At 42.8% G+C, this 20901-nt stretch carries 19 protein-coding genes and 1 tRNA gene; 9 read left to right on the forward strand and 11 right to left on the reverse strand.

Annotation, left to right across the window (positions count from 1 at the left end):
- Positions 1 to 5: 5 nt before the first annotated feature.
- From pth to VK179_01115, 5 genes are all read left to right on the forward strand, one after another.
- Positions 6 to 572, forward strand: a complete 567-nt coding sequence (pth, locus tag VK179_01095) for an aminoacyl-tRNA hydrolase (GenBank protein ID HLO57314.1) — start codon at positions 6 to 8, stop codon at positions 570 to 572.
- Positions 573 to 802: 230 nt separating this feature from the next.
- Positions 803 to 2074 carry a HAMP domain-containing sensor histidine kinase gene (locus VK179_01100; protein HLO57315.1) on the forward strand — a complete coding sequence of 424 codons (1272 nt, stop codon included), beginning with the start codon at positions 803 to 805 and terminating at the stop codon, positions 2072 to 2074.
- 1 nt (position 2075) lies between these two features.
- Positions 2076 to 2774, forward strand: coding sequence for a response regulator transcription factor (locus tag VK179_01105; GenBank protein HLO57316.1), 699 nt, complete (start codon positions 2076 to 2078; stop codon positions 2772 to 2774).
- An 87-nt stretch (positions 2775 to 2861) separates the two neighbouring features.
- Positions 2862 to 4154: an MFS transporter gene (locus tag VK179_01110; protein HLO57317.1), complete on the forward strand. Its 1293-nt coding sequence runs from the start codon at positions 2862 to 2864 to the stop codon at positions 4152 to 4154.
- 2 nt (positions 4155 to 4156) lie between these two features.
- Positions 4157 to 6307, forward strand: a complete 2151-nt coding sequence (locus VK179_01115; protein ID HLO57318.1) for a cation:proton antiporter — start codon at positions 4157 to 4159, stop codon at positions 6305 to 6307.
- A 110-nt stretch (positions 6308 to 6417) separates the two neighbouring features.
- Here VK179_01115 and VK179_01120 read toward each other — a convergent pair whose 3' ends face one another.
- Both VK179_01120 and VK179_01125 read right to left on the reverse strand, forming a co-directional pair.
- Positions 6418 to 7263, reverse strand: a complete 846-nt coding sequence (locus VK179_01120; GenBank protein HLO57319.1) for a neutral zinc metallopeptidase — start codon at positions 7261 to 7263, stop codon at positions 6418 to 6420.
- 89 nt (positions 7264 to 7352) lie between these two features.
- Positions 7353 to 7427: transfer RNA gene (locus VK179_01125), tRNA-Val, on the reverse strand.
- Positions 7428 to 7575: 148 nt separating this feature from the next.
- On the opposite strand from VK179_01125, the gene VK179_01130 reads away from it, so the two are divergent.
- On the forward strand, positions 7576 to 8598 hold the full coding sequence (locus VK179_01130; protein HLO57320.1) for a DUF6340 family protein: 1023 nt from the start codon (positions 7576 to 7578) through the stop codon (positions 8596 to 8598).
- A gap of 229 nt (positions 8599 to 8827) precedes the next feature.
- Here the strand turns inward: VK179_01130 and VK179_01135 are convergent, their stop codons facing one another.
- The 8 genes from VK179_01135 to mutY all read right to left on the reverse strand — a co-directional run bounded on the left by VK179_01135 (position 8828) and on the right by mutY (position 15107).
- Positions 8828 to 9370 carry a DUF4924 family protein gene (locus VK179_01135; protein HLO57321.1) on the reverse strand — a complete coding sequence of 181 codons (543 nt, stop codon included), beginning with the start codon at positions 9368 to 9370 and terminating at the stop codon, positions 8828 to 8830.
- Between the two features lie 32 nt (positions 9371 to 9402).
- Positions 9403 to 9783 carry an RNA-binding S4 domain-containing protein gene (locus VK179_01140; protein ID HLO57322.1) on the reverse strand — a complete coding sequence of 127 codons (381 nt, stop codon included), beginning with the start codon at positions 9781 to 9783 and terminating at the stop codon, positions 9403 to 9405.
- Between the two features lie 277 nt (positions 9784 to 10060).
- Positions 10061 to 10789, reverse strand: coding sequence for a geranylgeranylglyceryl/heptaprenylglyceryl phosphate synthase (locus VK179_01145; GenBank protein HLO57323.1), 729 nt, complete (start codon positions 10787 to 10789; stop codon positions 10061 to 10063).
- A 21-nt stretch (positions 10790 to 10810) separates the two neighbouring features.
- Positions 10811 to 11443, reverse strand: a complete 633-nt coding sequence (locus tag VK179_01150) for a 4'-phosphopantetheinyl transferase superfamily protein (GenBank protein ID HLO57324.1) — start codon at positions 11441 to 11443, stop codon at positions 10811 to 10813.
- Positions 11444 to 11463: 20 nt separating this feature from the next.
- Complete coding sequence (gene gldD / locus VK179_01155; protein ID HLO57325.1) at positions 11464 to 12063, reverse strand: gliding motility lipoprotein GldD; 600 nt, start codon at positions 12061 to 12063, stop codon at positions 11464 to 11466.
- Between the two features lie 13 nt (positions 12064 to 12076).
- Positions 12077 to 13396: a gliding motility-associated protein GldE gene (gene gldE / locus VK179_01160; protein HLO57326.1), complete on the reverse strand. Its 1320-nt coding sequence runs from the start codon at positions 13394 to 13396 to the stop codon at positions 12077 to 12079.
- 32 nt (positions 13397 to 13428) lie between these two features.
- On the reverse strand, positions 13429 to 13863 hold the full coding sequence (locus VK179_01165; GenBank protein ID HLO57327.1) for a single-stranded DNA-binding protein: 435 nt from the start codon (positions 13861 to 13863) through the stop codon (positions 13429 to 13431).
- 155 nt (positions 13864 to 14018) lie between these two features.
- Positions 14019 to 15107: an A/G-specific adenine glycosylase gene (gene mutY, locus VK179_01170; GenBank protein ID HLO57328.1), complete on the reverse strand. Its 1089-nt coding sequence runs from the start codon at positions 15105 to 15107 to the stop codon at positions 14019 to 14021.
- A 101-nt stretch (positions 15108 to 15208) separates the two neighbouring features.
- Between mutY and VK179_01175 the strand changes: the two genes are divergently transcribed.
- Both VK179_01175 and VK179_01180 read left to right on the forward strand, forming a co-directional pair.
- Positions 15209 to 15493, forward strand: a complete 285-nt coding sequence (locus VK179_01175) for an HU family DNA-binding protein (GenBank protein HLO57329.1) — start codon at positions 15209 to 15211, stop codon at positions 15491 to 15493.
- A gap of 245 nt (positions 15494 to 15738) precedes the next feature.
- Positions 15739 to 17289, forward strand: coding sequence for an Rne/Rng family ribonuclease (locus VK179_01180; GenBank protein ID HLO57330.1), 1551 nt, complete (start codon positions 15739 to 15741; stop codon positions 17287 to 17289).
- Between the two features lie 212 nt (positions 17290 to 17501).
- On the opposite strand, the gene VK179_01185 is transcribed toward VK179_01180, so the two are convergent.
- Positions 17502 to 18638 carry a hypothetical protein gene (locus VK179_01185; protein ID HLO57331.1) on the reverse strand — a complete coding sequence of 379 codons (1137 nt, stop codon included), beginning with the start codon at positions 18636 to 18638 and terminating at the stop codon, positions 17502 to 17504.
- 48 nt (positions 18639 to 18686) lie between these two features.
- Between VK179_01185 and VK179_01190 the strand changes: the two genes are divergently transcribed.
- A complete protein-coding gene (locus tag VK179_01190) occupies positions 18687 to 20741 on the forward strand; it encodes a cytochrome c biogenesis protein CcdA (GenBank protein ID HLO57332.1) in 2055 nt (684 codons plus the stop codon).
- Positions 20742 to 20901: the final 160 nt, after the last annotated feature.

The following is a 20901-nucleotide window of genomic DNA, read 5'->3' on the forward strand; positions in this document are numbered from 1 at the left end:
TTGTTTTGAAATACCTGATAGCCGGATTGGGTAATGTGGGAGATGAATACCACAATACCAGGCACAATATCGGTTTCACAATACTGGATGCTTTAGCAGAGGCATCCGGTATTGTTTTTAATGACAAACGGTACGGTTTTACTACTGAATACCGTTACAAAGGCCGCACTCTCATTCTGCTCAAACCCAACACCTACGTCAATCTAAGCGGAAAGTCGGTTAACTACTGGTTGCAGAAAGAATCCATTCCTCCTGAAAATCTCCTGGTACTATCAGATGACCTTTCGCTGCCCTTCGGCACAATCCGTCTCAGAGCCAGGGGTGGTGACGGGGGACATAACGGACTCACAAGCATAATTGAAACACTGGGCAATCAGAACTTCGCCCGTTTGAGGTTCGGCATCGGAGGCGATTTTCCGTATGGAATGCAGGTTGATTATGTCCTCGGCAAATGGACAAAAGAAGAAGCATCCGTACTTCCTGAAAAACTTAAAAGCTGCCACGAAGTCATACAGGGTTTCGCCACCCTCGGCGTTGAACGAACAATGAATAATTTCAATAAGAGGCTGTAGGCGAAACAGCGCTGACAGGTTGGACCCGGCGTAAAACCTGACAGCGTCGCAGACCTGTCAGCGTTTTAAGATTTATAATTAGAAGATACATATAAATAAACAACGCTGTCAGGTCCTCCGGACGCTGACAGGTTGGATTTTGCCTATAGCCATAACCTTCTCGTTAATTATCTGTTAAAACCATTAAACTCACTCTAATTTGTTATAAATTAGTCGGGTGCAGAAAGAATATGCGTCCGAAAACTGTTAAAATAATCATACTTGTTTCATTACTTGCATTGCTGGGTCTTGTTTTTACCCAGGTGTTATGGATATTGGAAGAAACCAGATTAGCCGGAAAGCAGTTTAATCACCGGGCCGATAACGCTCTTTCAGATGTAATCGGCGAACTTAAAACCAATCATGAAGCCGTTGCTGTACCTGTTGATTCAAATACGGCGCATAATATCCTGCAGGTTGTGGATACAGCTTTTCTCAGCGGTCTTATGAGAAAATATGTAAACTACCACAGGCTGGAAGGAGAATATTACTACAGCATTGTTAAAAGCAGTAATGACTCGGTTGTATGGCACTCGGCCGGCTTTTCTGACGATTCAAAAAAAACGGAGCCATTCAAAGCCTGTCTTTCGCCTGTGTATAAAGGCACATATTATCACCTGGCATTGTATTTTCCCGGTAAAAACCGGATCGTTTTTTCAAAACAGATCGGATGGATTCTGCTGACACTCATTTTTCTCACCATAATTTCATCAGGCGTAATTCTGATAGTTTTTACATACCTCCGACAGAAAAAGCTTTCGGAAATGAAAAATGATTTCATTAATAATGTAACCCATGAATTCAAAACGCCGGTTGCCACTATTGCCCTTGCGGCTGAAGTGCTGATGAAATCCGATCCGCGTTCAGGTCAGGAGCGCGTGAAAAACTACGCCCGCATCATTCTTGATGAAAATGAACGGATGAAGAAACAGATTGAACGGGTTCTTGAAATTGCCCAGCAAGATCACCAGGAAATCACTCTTAACCTCCAGGAATGCGATGTACATAAGACTATAAGTTCTGTCATTCCCAATATCTGCCTTGAACGATCAGAAAAAGAAGTAAGCGTAAATTATAATCTCAAGGCTAAAAACCCTGTCATACGCGGTGATATGATGTTCCTGACCGGTGTTATAACCAACATCACTGAAAACGCTCTGAAATATAATAACAGGCAGCCTGAAATCCGGGTTGATACTGAAGATGCTAACGATGGCATATTGATATCAATTACCGACAACGGAATCGGAATGAGCCGTGAGGCAATGAAACATATTTTCAATAAATTCTACAGGGTGCCCACCGGAAATATTCACAATGTGAAAGGTTTCGGTCTCGGATTATATTATGCCAGGATCATGACTGAAGCGCATGGCGGGTATATCAATGTATTCAGCGATTTGAACAAAGGCAGCCGGTTTGATGTTTACTTCCCGTATTCAGCCGCCGAAAAACGAAATTGAAATGGCGAAATCTAAAGGCATAATCCTTTTAGTTGAAGATGATAAGAATCTGGGTATCGTAATCCGCGATTTCCTTGAAATGTCGGAATATGAAGTGATTCTCAGAGAAAACGGACGGGATGGACTGGACGAATTTAAAAAAGGCAGTTACGACCTTGTTTTACTTGATATCATGCTGCCGCTTCTTGACGGTTTCTCGGTAGCTGAGGAGATCCGTAAAACCGACTGCGATATACCGGTCATTTTTCTGACTGCCAAAACACTTAAAGAAGATAAACTGAAAGGATTCAGAATTGGAGCCGATGATTACATCACCAAACCTTTCAGTACTGAAGAGCTAAAGCTAAGAATAGATGCCGTATTAAGAAGGTCAAGAAGAAACGCTGAAAAGTCATCTGTTTTTAATATCGGCCGATATAAATTCGATTACCCGAACCATATTCTTTCAATCGCCGACCAGGAAAGGCAGCTTACAAAACGGGAAGCTGAATTGCTGCACCTTTTGTGCATAAACATGAACAATGTGCTTCGCAGGGATCTTGCCTTAAAGACCATCTGGGGTGAAGATGATTATTTCATGGGGCGCAGCATGGATGTTTATATTACCAAATTGCGGAAAATGCTGGGTAACGATCCCGCCGTATCAATTGTCAACATTCATAACACAGGTTTCCGGCTAGAGGTCAGAAACAGGGAATGATTGAATTTCTCGCACATTACTGCAGACAATACCCGTTTTTTGTTAACTTGCCGGCACTTCTGTTTATTCCTGTAAATTTCGGGCTTTATGACTAAAAACCGTTCCAGGTTTCCTAAAGTATTCTGGATTGCCAACAGTGTTGAGATCCTTGAGCGATTTGCGTATTATGGCATTTATATAGGTTTCGGGATTTATTTCGAAAAACTAGGATTTAAGACTGATCAGCTGGGAATCATCCAGGGTTTATTCCTGTTTGTATCCTATATGGTACCTGTAATTTCAGGGACGTTTGCCGACCGGTACGGATTTAAGAAAGTACTGCTCATTTCCTACCTGGCTTATTTGCCTTCCGTTTTGCTACTCATCTACACTAAATCATTTTCGGGCATTGCGCTGACAATGCTGTGCATAGGGTTTGCAGCGGGGATCTTCAAACCTTTGATTTCAGGCACGGTGAGAGTCGTTACCGACAGTACAAACCGGTCGATAGGTTTTGGCATATTCTACGCCATGGTTAACATCGGGGCGTCCTTCGGACCGCTGATCATGGGAAGCCTTAGGGCCACATCATGGCAAAATGCCTATATAGCTGCATTTGTTGCCATTGCCATAATGTTTGTCATCACTCTCTTGTTTTATAAGGAACCTGAAAGAGCTCTTGAAGGCGAAACCCTGGGTAAAAAATTCAGGGAAATGGGCGAAGCCCTTTCCGATATGAAGTTTACCACTTTCCTTATTCTGATTGGCTTGTTTTTCTGGCTGCCATTCTGGACGTTCTTCAATATATGTCCCACTTATGTGGAGTCATACCTTGACGGGCACCAGTTGTATGAACAGATCAGGTCAGTTTTTGGAAGCCGTTTGGCAGGTCTGATTTCGGAAGAAAGAAACGGTGTTCGAATGGTGCTCGGAGAGACTATTTCACACACAGGATGGGTTATTATCGTCTTCCAGGTGATCGTTTCATGGATATTTGAACGATTCAGGCCGGTTTCATCCTTCATTTCAGGCCTGGGTGTATTGTGTGCAGGCTTTTGCCTGCTGGGACTTGCCCGCATATCAGGTCCGGCACTGTTTTTTCCGGGAATCATACTTGTTGCTTTCGGAGAAATGATAACATCACCCCGCATCCAGGAATATATAACCTGGATAGCACCGAAAGAAAAAGCAGGTCTTTACATGGGCTCCAATTTTCTTGCAACCGGACTTGGGGGACTTCTCAGCGGCTGGATTTATACACGCTATATTTTCAGTCACTTCATTAGCACAGGACATCCCGAGAATGTGTGGTTTGTAATGGCTATCCATATGATTGCCGGTATATTGGCATTGATGATGTTTACAAAGTTTGCCGGTCTCTTTAAGGAACAGGAAAATTAAGAATGAAAAGAAATCTGTATTTCTATGGCATTCTGATTGGTATAGGACTGGTGGCAGTCTGGTTTATCCTGGGTTCTGCTTCGGCAGGCACCGGGGAAACTGTCACCCGGTCGTCGTTGTGGGGTAACGGGATTAATCTCAAACATTTTGCCGACAAGCTTACTCAGGCACCCGGTATTTTTATCATGCAGCTTATTGTCATCATGGTAGCCGCCAGGATCCTGGGTTACATTTTTCAGCTGGTTGATCAGCCGCTTGTGATTGGTGAAATTGTTGCCGGTTTGCTGCTTGGTCCTTCGGTTTTAGGAGCGTTGTCGCCAAAAGTATTCGGATTCCTTTTCCCCGAAAATTCAATTTTTGTACTTGAGCAATTCAGCCAGCTGGGCCTGATCTTCTTTATGTTTATCATTGGTATGGAGCTGGATACAAGCGCTTTCAAAAAGTCGGCCAACAAGGCATTTCTGATAAGTACCGCCAGTATGGTGGTTCCGTTTATCCTGGGTGTTTTCCTGGCATCCCTGCTATACAAGCGTTTTTGCCCTGAAAATGTGCAGTTCACATACTTCGCGCTTTTCATGGGTACCACCATGTCGATTACAGCTTTTCCGGTTCTTGCCCGCATTGTACAGGAGAGAAAACTTACCAGGACACCGGTTGGCATAATGGCTATCACTGTGGCTGCCATAGGTGATGTGGTGGCATGGATCATACTGGCCATTGTAATTGCCGTTGTAAAAGCAGGGGGTATAAGCCATTCCTTTATGACCATTGGCTTTTCGGTATTGTACATCCTTTTCATGTTTTACGTTGTCAAACCATTGATGTACCGAATCGGAAATGTTTACGGCAGTCGCGAAGCCATGGTGAAACCGATTGTAGCCCTTGTTTTCCTGCTTATATTACTCTCCTCTCTTGTAACCGAAGCTATTGGAATTCATGCCTTATTCGGCGCCTTCATGGCCGGAGTTGTTATGCCTGAAAATATCAACTTCAAACGGGTATTTACTGAAAAAATAGAGGACATCTCTCTTGTTATCCTGCTGCCGTTGTTTTTTGTTTCCACCGGATTACGTACACAGATAGGGCTGATCAATAACAGTACCATGTGGATGATTTGCGGTTTCATAACTCTCATCGCAATTTTAGGTAAATTTGGCGGCACATTGCTTGGTGCCAGGTATGTAAAGCTCAGCTGGCGCGATTCAATATCCCTGAGCGTGCTGATGAACACGAAAGGCCTGATGGAGCTTATTGTGCTGAATATCGGGTATGACCTGGGTATTCTCGGCCCTGATATCTTCACCATGCTCATCATCATGGCACTTATCACAACGGTACTCACCGGTCCGGGTTTGAATCTGGTTGAGCTTTTCCACCCGAAAAAGGAAAAACTCGTTTCAACTGGTCACATTTACCGCATCATGCTTTCGTTTGCCAATCCCAAAATGGGAAGTACCCTGCTGAACCTGGCATACCTTTTTGCCGGAAAAGTGGCAAAAGACACTGTTTTCACAGCCCTGCACATATCTCCAAGGAGCGATATTTCTCCTGATGAGGCAAGAATTTTTGAAAGGGAAAGTTTTATCCCGGTGAGGCAGGTATCTGAAAAATATGATCTCACACTGAATACGATCTACTTAAATTCAAGCGAAATCCATGGCGAAATTCTGAGGACCTGCCGCTATGAGAAGCCTGATTTTCTGATTATGGGAAGTGCCCGGTCGGTATTCAGCACTGACATCCTCGGCGGTATTCTGAAAAGAATTATTCATGATGCGCCATGTGATGTACTGATTTTCAATGAGCGCAATTTCACTGAAATCAAGTCGGTTCTTATCGTGTATTTCGGTAACGGCGATGAATTCATTTTTAAGTATGCCGCTTTGCTGAATCATAACAGTGACCGGAAGTTTTACGCCTATCACCGCGGACTTGAAAACAAGGATTCAGCCAATGGTTTTAATGATTCAGGGATACCCATGGTTCCTGTAACAGGCAGTTTACTGCAGCCGGCTTTTCTGAGATCGGTTGATCTTGTAATTGTTTCGGAACATAACTGGAAATCACTTGAGGATAAGCACAATTTACCCCTGAATCAGTTTCCTTCGTTACTTATCATTCATAAATCAGAGCAGGAAAACCGGATATTATAAATTTACGAGTTACGATTTACGATTTCAAATCTCAAGCCCAATCGTACATCGTAAATCTAAATTCGTCAATTCAATTAATCCTAAATCGTAAATCCCAAATCATAAATTTCCTAATCCACTTCTTTAAAAGTATCTCCCTTACTGATATCGCCGGTTTTAAAGCCTCTCATGAACCAGTATTTTCGCTGTTCAGAAGTGCCGTGTGTGAACGCATCGGGAACCACATAACCCTGCGATTGCATTTGGATGCGGTCGTCGCCCACAGCAGCAGCCGCGTTTATGGCTTCATCAATATCCCCTTCTTCAAGAATGTTTTTCGTGCGCTGGGCATGATAAGCCCAGACACCAGCCAGAAAATCAGCCTGAAGTTCAAGTTTCACTGAGTATTTATTATATTCCGATTCACTAACCTGGCCGCGCATTTCATTCATTTTATCTGTAATTCCAAGGAGTTTCTGAACATGATGTCCTACTTCATGGGCAATAATATAGGCCATGGCAAAATCTCCCTTTGCCGATAGTTTGTCCTGCAACTCCTGCAGAAAGGAAAGATCGATATACAGTTTTTCATCGCCGGGACAATAGAACGGGCCTGTTGCCGCTGAAGAAAAGCCGCAGCCCGATTGAGTAGAACCGCTGAAAAGAACAAGAGTCGGTTCGCGGTAAGATTGACCGTTTTTTGCAAACAGTTCATGCCATACATCTTCGGTATCCTTTAGCACTACCGAAGAAAAATCGGCAAGTTCCTGTTCAGCCTGAATAACTGTGGAATCGGCTGTTCCCTGTTCGGTGCCGGATTGAAGATTATTCAGTAACTGGGAAGGATTTCCTCCAAGAAGCCAAACGATAACAACAATTACAAGGGTACCGACGGTACCGCCGGCAGCAATTCTGCCACCGCTCATTCCGCGGCGGTCCTCGATATTGCCACTGCCTTCACGTCCTTTCCAGCGCATAGTTTGGATTTTTACAGATTAAGGTAAACTTCGAAATTCATAAATCAGTGTTCCTTGTTCGATATTATGAATGTGCAGTGATATGAAAGTGGGATCTGCCAGGATCGAACTGGCGACCTCATGCCTGTCAAGCATGCGCTCTGAACCAACTGAGCTAAGACCCCGGTGCTCTAAACCCTGCCTGCCGGCAGGCAGGCAACTGAGCTAAATGCCCCTTCCACAAAAATAACACATTATTTTCAAAATCAAATTAACATACTCAAGTGAATACTTTAAGTGCAAATCACGTATACAGAAATAAAGCCAACGAAAATGAAAAAAGTTACGATTATACTTATTTCCGTTTTTGCCTTTATCCTTTTCTCAGGCTCAGCATGGGTTAAGCTAACCCTTGTAAGGCCTTCAGACCTTGTATTGCCCGAAAACCTGAAATCAATTGCCCTTATCGACCGGACTTTACAGGATGAAACCAACCAGAATAAGATTGAACAGGTTATAACCGGTGAAGCCTTTCATCAGGATGACCAGGCGGTTGCCCGCATTGCAGAAGGTTTTATAGAAGCCTGTTCTGGAACAAAAAGATTTGAAACCGTGAGAACTTCAGAAAGATATAAATCGAACGGTACAAAAAATACGTTTCCTGCCCCGCTTGACTGGGAAACTGTTACGGAAATCTGTAACCGCCACAAAACCGATATCCTGCTTTCAATAGAAATTTTCGATACTGATTTTTTGCTTACGAACAATCCTGTAAAGCTGGATACGAAGACCGAGAACGGCCAGGTTTCAACAAGGGTTGAATTCAGGGCCAACGGCATAGCCGTTATAAATCTTGGAATCCGGCTATATGATGCGGTGAACCATGTAATCATCGATGAATTCCAGACGACGCACCGACTGAACTTTGATGCACAGGCACCAACTTTGCAGGGCGCACTTAATTCACTGCTCGACAAAACCGAAGCTATAAACCGGGCCAGCTATGATGCCGGGTTTATTTACGGCCAACGCATCACTCCAACCTATTACCAGGTAACCCGGTATTTCTTTGATAAGCCTAAAAAGGAGCTGGGAACGGGTGTAAGGTACTCCGAAGTCGCACAATGGGATAAAGCCATTGATTCATGGATGAAGACTGTAAATAACGGCGACAGGAAAGACGCCGGCAGGGCCGCTTTCAATATTGCTGTTGCCTATGAAGTCCTGGGTGATCTTGAAAAGGCAAAGGAATGGGCATCACGTTCCTATACAGAATTTGAGGAAAAAGACGCGAACAATTACTATAATGCGCTTACAGACAGGATAAGGGATGAGGCGAGGGTAAGTAATCAGTAATTGGTGATTCGTCATTGCGAGGAGCTTGATCAATCATTGATTGTAGTTAATATTTATAGCGACGAAGCAATCTGCCAGCACATGCACACCTTCTAAAAGCATCTATCTGTTGTTTGTCTTTGCATCGTTCTGCCTGTTCATGCAGATTGCTTCGTCGACTTACAATCAGACTATAATCACTAATTATTCAAGCTCCTCGCAATGACGCGCTTCTGCCCAGCATCCAGCCTCAAATCTCCCTCTCTCCTCTCTCTACCTTCAGAAATATCTGAGAAAGCAGGGCCATTAGTTTGGAAAAGGTTGACATAGCGATTTCGGTTTCGCGGCTTACCTGTTGTTTTTTTAGGCGCAGAAGTAGCAGGCCGTAAAGCGCATTCAGGCAGGTTTCAATATCACCGGCATTCGGATCGGCACTTTTTTTCCTGAATTCATCAAGATACACCTGAGCATTCCGGTATAATTGCTGGTAATCATCCTGCCCTTCGAGATTAATGAGCCTGATATGCAGGTCGGTAATTTCGTCCATCAGTGTTTTCAGGAAACTCAGATGACCTCTTTCACGGATCCCTTCCTGGTACATCATCAGGATAAGGTTTGCATACCAGTCGCGTACATCATCCCGGATTTTTTCCGAGTTAGGGTACTGTGAAATCAAATTTTCTTCAATATCGTCAATATTAAACCGGTATGCACGGATCAGGTCTTCCACCTGCCACATATACAGTATATATTCTGCAATATTGGTTTTTCTCTTTTCCTGGGCTATCAGCATAATCTTAGGTTAGGACATTGGCAACACGGTTGCTATTGATCAAAAATATTATCAAGTAATCGGCGATCCTTTTTGGTTGGTCTGCCACTGCCTTTATCCCGCCTGAAAAAGCTGCTTTCACTGATTTTAAGCTTTTCAAGTTCTTCAGGTGATGTAAGGTCTTCCAAAAACTCCCTTACCCGCTGGGCAGGAAGCCTGTTATTGCTCACCGCTATAACACGGACAGTATAAACCACAGGAAGCTTCCGGATAAATATCGTTTCACCCGGTTTCACATCATGCGATGGTTTTACCTCATTGCCGTTAATTATGATCCTTCCTTTTCTGCAGGCATCCGTGGCAAGGGTACGCGTTTTAAAAATGCGCATGGCCCATAGCCATTTATCAATCCTGATTTTATCTTCCGATGACATTGTGAATTTCTGGTATAAGCAAAGATAGATAATTGGTAAAAAAAAAGACCGTCAAACGACGGTCTTTTCACATTAAACAAAACTACTAACTAAACCAACTTGGGCAAAATCATCTATTTTTTCTTTCTGTCATCTATTGTTTTTTGTTTTCTGATTTCTGTATGATGATACGCACCCCTTACAGAGAAGTTGGCGGATTTCTGTGAACCGGGAAGATGTGTTGATGAATGATTTCAATTTTTCCATTAACGAAAAAAACAAGGACTTGCCTTGTTTCTTACCATGTAAATTCTTTGCGGACTTCCGCAAGCCGGATGAGGTTTTCATAATCCTCCTCCACCGCCGTTCCGACAACCACTCCATCGGCGCCCGCAGCGTAAAGCTTTTGCACATCATGCCTGCTTCGGATTCCGCCACCTACCCATAACGGTATGCTAATATTCCTTTTAACTTCTGTTATCACTTCCGGCGACACCATTTCTTTTGCACCACTTCCGGCTTCAAGATAAATGAGTTTCATTCCAAGCTGCTCACCGGCGATTGCCGTGGCCGTGATAATGTCGGATTTTTGAGCCGGAATGGGAATTGTATTGCTCATATAAGCCACAGACGTTCGGATATCCGCGCCAATAAGGATATATCCTGTTGGAATGATTTCCATGCCCGACTTTTTCAGGAACCGGGAAGCCATGACATGATTTCCGATCAGCAATTCAGGATTTCTGCCTGAAATCAAAGACAATAGTAATATACCGTCAGCTTTATCGCTTAGCTGCATTAGGTTTCCGGGGAAAAGCAATACCGGAATATTGCTATGGGCTTTAAGTTCGGTGATAAAATCAGTTACAGGGAGTGAAGTAAGACTTCCTCCTACAAGAATGAGATCAACCATTGATTTTTCTGCAACTGCCAGTGTTTTATCCAGGGAGGCAACCGGTTGTTTTTCGGGATCGATCAAAAGGGAAATTGTTTTCCGGCCGGGTGTTGAAACGGTATTGTAGATCACGGATTTAATTGTATTGATATGCTATTTACACGTCCAGACAACAACATAATTACCCAGTGAAAAATAATTCATTTTAAAAAGTTCATTCCTTGAACGGTTTCTGACCCACCCGTTCAGTTCACCTTTTTCAGCAGGGATAAAAGGTTCAATTGTCAGCGTTTCCTTGAAATTAATATCCTGCTTGTCACAGATCTTATAAAGGGCTTCCTTCGCACACCAGTGAATGTATAAATGGTATTTGCGCTGTTCCTCATCCGTAGTAATCTGTTCCTGGCTGTTGATGAACCGGTCGGATATATTGCCAATCCGGTGCGACATATACTCAAGGTCTATTCCCACTCTTTTCTGCCTGCTTAGCATGATTGAAGTAAGGTCCCGCGAATGGGATATGCTGATCAGGTAGTTTTCTTCTTTTATAAACGGCTTTCTGTTGCGATTATAAAATATGGACAGTTCACGCTGAGTCATTGCATTTAAAAGTACCCTGACGCTCAACCACTCGATTTTACGTGGAAGATGGGTGAATTTTTCAAGGGTTTCAAGCTCTTCGCGGTTAAGTTTAACACTTGAACGCAGCGCATTATAATCTTCGGTAATTTTCCAGATGCCCAACTGGCAGCCGCATTCAAATTGCTCATTCAGTATAATTGCCATGGACCAATGAATAAATTCGGTTAATTCCAGGTTATTGTCTCAATGAGATGCTGCACATCTGCCGAAAAAAATTGAATAACCGGCGCAAGTGAATCTTTATTGGGTATCACATTAAAATACAATGCACCACTTAAAAAGTTGCGTGTGCTGTCGGTAACAAAAAAGCTGAGTGACGAGGCCGTGTTACCTCTGATATCATAAAGAATGCCGTTTACCTTACGATCGGGGTAATAAAAAGGCTTTTCAATAATATCATCCGCCTTGATACTATGTTTATAAGCCAGCGTATGAATGTCTTCAACGAAACTGCCCAGGTTGTTGCTTAAGGTTTTATAGGTAATATGCAGAACACCTTTATATCCGGGGAACTCTATATTGATCCAGCATGGTTCGGCCATCCTGCCTTCAAAAGGGACCACTTTTGAATACACCGGAACTTCAAAGCTGTAAGGGCAACCTTCGGAATGGTACTGCACATATTTTTTTTCGGGAAAGTCGATCCTGAAATAACTCCGTGGTTTTGGCGTATAATTTTTGTGGCAACTGGTTAAACACACTGAAAAAAAGGCAAGGGTGCATGCAAGACAAACCCTGAAAAAGAATGATTGAAATTTATTCATAGTGCCTCTCGTGTTATTCCAGGGTGACCTGAATTTGTTTAATTCTCCGCTGATCGACCGATTTCACGGTGAAAGTAAATCCTTTTATTTTAAAAGCCTCGTTTTTCCTTGGAAGTTCTCCTTTTAATTCAAGGATCATCCCGGCCAGGGTATCAGCTTCTCCTTTAATTGACTCAAAATCTTCCTCATAAAGGTTAAAAATTTTAAAAAAATCGTTTAACAGGGCTTTCCCTTCAAAAAGGTAATTTTTATCGTCAAGTTTTACGTAAGGTGGAGGTTCTTCAAGATCAGATTCATCGCTGATCTCGCCCACAATTTCTTCAAGTATGTCCTCAAGTGTAATAATTCCAAGTGTTCCGCCGTATTCATCAATCACAACGGCCATATGAATTTTGGAAGTCTGGAATTCCTTAAGCAGGTCATTGATCCTCTTGGCTTCAGGAATATAATAAGCCGGCCGGAGGAGCGATTGCCAGTTGAATGAATCCGGTTTATCAAGATATGGCAGCAGGTCTTTTATGTAAAGAATACCCCTGATGTTGTCAAAGTCGTCGCTGTAGACAGGTATTCTTGAATAGCCCGAATCCACAATCACACCAATAAGCTTTTTGAATCGTGTGCGTATTGAAACCCCAACAATATCAATTCGCGGCGTCATAATGGCGCTTGCATTGAGGTTGCCGAATTTTACGATGCCTTCCAGAATCTTTTTATCATCACTCAGGCTATGCTGAGTGAGATCAAGTGCTTCGGAAAGGTCATCCATTGAAATATTCTTTTTATGCTGGCCTGAAATTTTCTGGAGCCAACCCGTTGAATTGACAAGCAGGTAATTCAGCGGCCTCAGTAATTTCTCGGTTGTCTCAAGCGGCTTTGCCATAAAGGCTGCTACCTTTCCTGAATAACGAATTGCATATATCTTGGGCAAAATATCGCCGAAAAACACGATCAGCAAGGTAATTACTATGACTTCAACAATAAACCCGAGAACTTCGGAATGTGAAAAATCAAAGAGTGAACTGCTTACATATGCTGAAATGATAATAATTCCAATATTCAGAAGATTATTCGATACAAGAACGGTCGCCAGCAATTTGTCGGGAATGCCCAAAAGGCGGTTAATTGATTGGTCATTTGATGATTTGGAATTACGGAATTTTTCAATTTCTGAAGGGGAAAGCGAAAAGAAAGCCGCCTCGGCTCCGGAAACAAGAGCCGAAAGGATGAGCAATACCAGGATGGCAAAAATAGCAAACAGCAAATTGAGAGTAAACGGGTGTACCGTAACTTGAAATACCATGCCGGCAGCCTGGTAATAGGGTTCTTCGTCCAATTCAGTAAAAATAAGATTAAACACAGGAAATGCTAAAAAGGCAAATCATTGTTTATATCAGGTTCGTCAACCTGCATTTTATCGGGTGCAGGCTGGTCACCATGTGAAAGAGCCTGGGGCGACTGGCCCTGTTCGTCACTTCTTTTACCCAGAAGTTGCATGACATCCGCAACTATTTCGGTAGTATAGCGTTTGTTTTTATCTTTATCATCCCAGGAGCGGGTTCTCAGTTTCCCTTCAATATAAATCTGGCTACCCTTTTTTACATATTTCTCAGCCACTTCAGCCAGTCCTCTCCATAGCACTACATTATGCCATTCGGTCGTTGTAACCCGTTCGCCGCTTTTGTTCTTGTAAACATCACTTGTCGCCATTCTGATGGTGCAGACAGGTGTATTATTATCAAGGTAACGAACCTCAGGGTCCTGTCCGACGTGACCCACAAGAATTACTTTATTGACTGACATAGGTTGATAGTTTAAAATAGAAGGTAAAATTATAAAAAAAAACGGATACTGGATGCCCTGATCATCCTGACAGCGTCGAAGACCTGTCAGCGTTGATCAGGGCTTTCCAATGAATATTACCCATCAAAAAACGCTGACAGGTCCTCCGGACGCTATCAGGTTTTTTCCATCTCCTCCAAAAACCTCTCAATCACCTTGGGCACGGCGTATTCCTTAATATCATTAAGATTTACCCGTATGTATTCTCCACCATCAGGCTCCGGGAGTTTTCCGGAATCCGCTTTAAAGAAACTGCAAATCAGCGTCTGGTGGCTGAGTTTGTGATTGTATGTGACTACAGGCTCTTCAACCTGGCCTGCATGCCAGGTTAGTTTATCCCACGGTGATTTTTGGCGAAGTTCATCAAATGATACAGGTTCAGGTGTTTCAATCATGGGAAATTCATAAAGCGAATTCCAGATATCTTTTTCGTTTCGTTTTCTGATAAGGATATGGTCTTTATTTTTGATAACCAAATAATTAAAATATCTCATCCGGGTTGCCTGCCGGACTTTCTTCACAGGCAGTTCATGAACAAGATTCATTTCCCTTGCCATACAACCTTCCGCAAGCACGCAAGACAGGCAGTCGGGATTACGGGGCACGCAGACAAGCGCCCCGAATTCCATCATAGCCTGGTTATGGGTTGCCGGGTCCAGGGTGTTTAACAGTTCACCTGCCAGACTTTCAAAAAGTTTTTTTCCTGCCGTAGATGTTATGGGCTCTGATACGGCATATATACGGCTGATTACGCGGTATACATTTCCGTCGACAACGGCAACCGGTTCATTGAAAGCCATTGAGGCAATGGCTGCAGCAGTGTATTTGCCGATTCCTTTTAATTTAATAAGCGAATCATAGGTTGAGGGAAACCGACCATCAAACTCCTTAACAATCTGTTTTGCAGTTAAGTGCATGTTACGAGCCCTGGAATAATAGCCTAGACCCTGCCAAAGCTTCAATATCTCATCAAGAGGTGCATCAGCCATATCCTGTATATCAGGATATTTTCGGATAAAACGGCAATAGTATTGCAGGCCTTGATTGACCCGTGTTTGCTGCAAAATAATCTCTGATATCCAGATATGATAAGGGTTTTGCGATAAACGCCATGGAAGGTCCCTTTTATTATTATGGTACCATTTAATTAATAATGAGGACACATTCATGTTTTTTTTTCCTGAAATCGATATAAAGAATGTCAAAATTAATGGTTTAGTGTTTTATTTATCGAAGGAAATGCTTTATATTTGCATCTCGAAAAAATGTAAACTTCTAATTAATTGATAATTAAAGTATTTTAACAATGACGAAAGCGGATATTGTAAACGAAATCTCTAAAAACACCGGGATTGAGAAAATAACTGTTCAGAAGACAGTTGAAGCTTTTATGGAAGCTGTAAAGGACTCGCTGGTTGTGAGTAAGAATGTCTACCTCAGGGGATTTGGTAGCTTTATAATTAAGAAAAGGGCTAAGAAAACAGCTAGGAATATATCAAAAAATACAACTCTGATCATTCCTGCTCATAATATCCCTTCGTTCAAGCCTGCAAAAACCTTTGTAAATAAGGTAAAAGCTAACGTAAAGTAATTTTCTCTAAATAATAACAACATGCCAAGCGGAAAAAAGCGTAAGAGACATAAAATGGCTACACACAAACGTAAAAAACGTTTGCGTAAGAACAGACATAAGAAGAAAAACAGGTAGTTCTGTAACTTATTCATAATGACCTGAAATAAACCTAAAGTTGACGTAGTTCACTTTAGGTTTATTATGTTTATTTATCTGCGTTCTTCAGGCTCTATAGTATCGGTAGACTTCATAATTTTGGAAATGTGAGCAAAGAATTGATTATTGATACATCTTCCAGCGATGTTAACATTGCTCTACTAGAGGATAAAAAATTAGTCGAATTAAATAAGGAAAAAAGCAATCCCAAGTTTGCCGTTGGTGATATCTATATTGGCAAAGTAAAGAAGTTGATGCCCGGTTTAAATGCGGCTTTTGTTGATGTTGGTTTTGAAAAGGATGCTTTTTTGCACTATCTTGATCTTGGTCCCCAGGTAAGAACACTGCACAAATTTCTTGAATCATCGCTCAACCGCCGCGGGAAAGCATTTTCATTTCAGAAATTTAAAAGGGAAAAGGATATTGATAAAGAAGGAACTATTACGGATGTCCTCACGCAGGGACAACTTGTAATGGTGCAGATAGCTAAGGAACCCATCTCCACAAAAGGCCCGCGCCTTACATCCGAAATCTCAATTGCAGGCCGTAACCTGGTGTTAATGCCTTTCCATGATAAGGTTTCCGTATCGCAAAAGATCCAGTCGGCTGAAGAAAGAAACCGCCTTAAAACGCTTATTCAAAGCATCAGACCTCAGAATTACGGCATCATTGTACGTACAGTGGCTGAAGGCAAAAAGGTAAAGGATCTTGATACGGAGTTGAAGGGTCTTGTCCGTAAATGGGAAAATGCCTTTGATAATTTAAAAAACATAAAGCCGCCGTATCTTTTTATCGGCGAGATCAACCGCACAACTGCCATACTCCGTGATATCCTGAATGTATCATTCAACAGCATCACTGTGGATGATGAAATCATCTTCAGGGAAATAAAAGATTACATCAATACGATTGCCCCTGAAAAGGAGAAAATTGTAAAGCTCCACAAGGGCACTGTTCCCATTTTTGAGCATTTCGGTGTTGAAAAGCAGATCAAATCTGCATTCGGAAAAACGGTATCCTTCAAGAACGGTGCATACTTAATTATCGAGCATACCGAGGCACTCCATGTAATTGACGTCAACAGCGGCAACCGGTCGAAATCGGTGAACAACCAGGAAAGCAATGCCTTTGAAACTAACCTGGCTGCAGCTGAAGAAATTGCCCGGCAATTGAGGTTAAGAGATATGGGTGGCATTATTGTAATCGACTTCATCGACATGCAGTCGAGCGATCATCGCCAGAAGGTGAATGAAAAGATAAAGCAGTGCATGGAAAACGACCGTGCCAAGCACAGCATTCTGCCTCTGAGCAAATTCGGACTGATGCAGATAACCCGTCAACGGGTGCGGCCTGAAATGCATATCAGCACTACGGAAAAGTGTCCTACATGCAACGGTACCGGTGAAATTTCACCAAGCATCCTGTTTATTGATAAGATAGAAAACCATATCACCTCGATACTTGAAAAGCAGAAGCATAGTCTTCTTGTTCTTAAGCTTCATCCCTATGTGGCAGCCTACCTGACCAAAGGAATCATTCCGTTGAATCTCCGGTGGCGCTTTCATTTCGGCTGCCGTATAAAGATCATATCCATTTCATCCTACGATTTCCTTGAATACCATTTGTTTGATGGTAAGGGGGAGGAAGTGGCGATGTAAAAGCGTCATTGCGAGGAGCTTGATAATCACTGATTATATTGAATATATAGAGCGACGAAGCAATCTGCCAGCACAGGTATTGCCTCGCCAAGACAGTTAATCGGAACAATAATTGCTCATTGCATTGCTGTGCCTGTTCGGGCAGATTGCTTCGTCGCAATTAATTTTTTCTATAATCATTGTCGATTCACGCTCCTCGCAATGACGGGCTTTTAGACCTTCACAAAAATCCTCTGCTTCCACATAAACCGAAGTACCAGGAAGATCACGGCAAAGGCACATAGTGAACGAAGCAGCGGGTACCAGTTATCCATATATTGCTGAAGACCGCCTGTAAATACGTCGGATATGAGTCCCCAGTCAAACAGGTGCCATGCCGTGTAAGCCACAATAGAATTGGATCCTATAATAATAAAGAATGTTGCCCATCGGGTCCAACCGGTCATATCAACGGCGAAGAAGAAGAATGCCATTCCCAGGAAACAGATCCCGCCTGCAAACAGAACAAATGAACCGGTCCATATATGCTTGATTATCGGATGCACCGGATCCCAAACCTTTCCAAGGAAAATCAGAATAAAACCAACAAGAGCAAGGACAAAGAATTTTTTGAATTTTTTGTAATCCGATTTGAGAATATACCCGGCAAAAACACCCAGCATGGCTGATGCGCCAAAATTGAGACTACTGAGTATCCAGGTATAGGTAGTGCCGTCCTGGAATCTTCCAAGGAGCAGTTTGTCGATATACAAAGCCAGGTTTTGCTGAGGCTCATATATATTGGCACCCGCTCCCGGAACCGGTATAAAGGCCATGGCAAGCCAGTAAACCATCATGAGTCCCGCCGTTGCCAGCACCTGTAACCTGACATTCAGGTACAGCACAAACACTGATGCAATCAGATACCCTGCAGCAATCGCCTGCAATGTGTTACTGTAGAATTTAAATGTTGCAGGATCATAACTCAGCAGGTTTCCCTGCACCATCATACCCAGTATCCACAAAATGAGAAACCTCCTGATGATATGCGGCCACAGCGCTCTCTTGGAGCCGATTTGTCCAAGTCTGGATGAATAGGAAAAAGGCATGGATACGCCGGCAAGCCACACAAACAGTGGCATTATGATGTCGTAAAAGCGAAATCCCAGCCATTCCACATGATCCAATTGTGTGTTTATCAACTGGGTTGTGTGGGAGTGAAAAATCAGATCAAGGCTTTTGAAAATGGCTTCACCGCCCATAATCCAGAACATGTCGAATCCGCGGAGCGCATCCACTGACAATAACCTGGGACGTTTGGTCCGCTCAGGTACCACCCTGAATTTTTCAAGAGAATATGCGAAACTCATTTTTCTGTATTTTAATTCTAAATTTGTATTAATTATTTATATATCCAAATGAAACGCGGAATTCTTGCTTTTTTCTTACTGATTTCAGTTATTCTGCCGGGCAGCAGCCAGGTGATTAAGCCGGTAAAATGGGCATTCTCGGCCAAACAGGTTGATGCAACGCATGTTGATCTTATCTTCAAAGCAACGATCTCCAAACCATGGCATATGTACGGCCTGAACATACCGGAAGGCGGACCAATACCGGCCAGCCTGCACTTTGACAATCCCAAAGGATTTGAAATCACAGGAAAACCAACCCAGAGTCCAAAACCGGAAGTCGTGGATGATGAGATCTTCAATATGAAACTCGAATTGCACAACGGCCAGGTTACGTTTACCCAGCGTATTAAAAAAACAGGACCTGACAGCATTGTGGTGAAAGGAACTGTTGAATACATGACCTGTAGCGATATGCAATGTATTCCGGGTGAACAGGATTTTGAATTCAGGCTGGAAGGAACAGGAAAAAAGACTCCTGTTAAAGAAGAAACAGCTGAAATCACAATCGGCACAAGCAATCAGACAATGGTGCCTGATACGGCTGATTCAGTTAAAACATCTGCAGTTGCTGATACAGGCAATAAACAAAAGGCTTCAGTATCCGGCGGCACAACCAATAATTCCGGTTCCGGAAGCAATTCTCTGTGGTCCTTGTTTTTCTTTGCCATGGTAGCAGGATTGGGAGGGTTACTCACACCTTGTGTTTACCCAATGATTCCCATGACGGTTTCTTATTTCCTGAGGGGTGAAAAAAGTCGTTCAAAAGCCATTTCCGAAGCGCTGGTGTTTGGTCTGTCCATCATTCTCCTGTATACCCTCATCGGCGTTCTGGTTGCTGTTGTTAAAAATCCGAACGCTGTAAATAATTTCACCACGCATTGGGCCACCAACCTCGTGTTCTTTTCAATTTTCATTATACTGGCCGCATCATTTTTCGGTATGTTTGAGATAACACTGCCTTCGGGCTTTGCCAATAAAATCGACAGGCAGGCTGATAAAGGCGGGTATGTGGGGGCATTTTTCATGGCGGTTGCCATGGCTGTACTGTCATTTTCATGCACAGGACCCATTGTAGCCTCGCTGTTAATCAAGGCTTCACAGGGAGAAGTACTGGAACCCATCATAGGAATGGCAGGATTCTCGATTGTATTCGCCCTGCCTTTTACGTTGTTTGCCATATTTCCGTCGTGGCTTCAGAGTCTGCCCAAATCAGGCGGATGGCTGAACAGTGTGAAAATTTTCTTTGCCTTCATTATGCTTGCCTTTTCGATGTATTTCATTGGAAAGATTGACCAGACCTATCATCTGAACCTGATCAGCAGGGAACTGTTTTTAAGCATCTGGATTGTTATTTTTACTTTGCTGGGGATTTACCTGCTCGGGAAAATAAAATTCGCACATGACAGTGATGTCGATTATGTTGGTGTTCCGAGGTTTATCCTTTCTGTTGCGAGCTTCTCGTTTGCACTCTACCTGTTTTCAGGGTTACTGGGTTCAGATCTGAAAGCTGTGTCAACAATAGTACCACCGGCATCCGAAAGGAAAGTAACCACGCAGGTACAGGCATTATCAGCAACATCAAATGAAGTGTGCTCTACCCCATCTTATTCCGATATGCTTTCAATACCCCAGGGACTGCAGGGTTATTTCAAATACAGTGAAGCGCTGGCCTGTGCAAAACAGCAGAAAAAACCGGTCCTTGTTGATTTTGTCGGGCACACGTGCTCCAACTGCAAAAAAATGTATGCCGAAGTGTGGTCTGATCCGCGAGTTCAGAATATTCTCAGGGAAAAATTTATAATAGTGGCATTGTATACGGATGACAGGACTAAACTGCCGGAACCAGAATGGGTCACATCGGCCGACGGTAAAGTAAAAAATACAATGGGTAAAGTGAACCAGGAATTGCAGGTAACAAGGTTCAATTCGAATGCATTACCGCTGTATGCTGTGGTAAACGGAGATGATAAGAATGTCACCGACGAATTTTACACTTACAGTTCCGATGTGGATCAATTCATCGCCTGGCTGAATAAGAATCTGGAAGCATATAATTTATAGGGGCTTCGCCCCTAGCCCTGACTTACTTTTTTTCTGCAGCAAAAAAAAGTAAGCAAAAAATGCCGCCGCTGCTGAAAAAATCGCTAAAAATTAATTCTCTTCGCTAAAAGAAAAGAACTCGTCCGCAGGAATCGGACTCAAACAGCTTTTCTTTCTTAAC

Source organism: Bacteroidales bacterium (assembly GCA_035299085.1).
Lineage (GTDB): Bacteria > Bacteroidota > Bacteroidia > Bacteroidales > UBA10428 > UBA5072.